Raw genomic sequence first — 374 nt, 5'->3', positions numbered from 1 at the left:
CGACAGCGGCGGCACGTACCAGACCATCGGCAGGGTGCGATACTCCGGGTGCAGCGGCAGGGCCAGCTGCCAGTCCATGGCCAGCTTGTAGACCGGCGACTCCTGGGCGGCCTTGATCACGTTGTCGGTGATGCCGTCGCGCTTGGCCTGGGCGATGACCTCGGGATCATGCGGATCGAGGAAGATCTCGCACTGGCGCTTGTACAGGTCGCGCTCGTCTTCGGAGGCTGCCACTTCTTCGATACGGTCGGCGTCATACAGCAGCACGCCAAGGTAGCGAATGCGCCCGACGCAGGTCTCCGAACACACCGTCGGCTGGCCCGATTCGATGCGCGGGTAGCAGAAGATGCACTTCTCGGACTTGCCGGTCTTCC

1 protein-coding gene is annotated in these 374 nt (G+C 64.4%); it reads right to left on the bottom strand.

What is annotated here, in order from left to right; genetic code table 11:
- Positions 1-374 (bottom strand): 4Fe-4S dicluster domain-containing protein (locus ACUN9Y_RS22235; protein ID WP_445462917.1); only part of this gene is annotated, 374 nt, incomplete at both ends.

Source organism: Halomonas sp. V046 (assembly GCF_052645355.1).
This window is presented reverse-complemented; position numbering and strand designations above follow the sequence as displayed.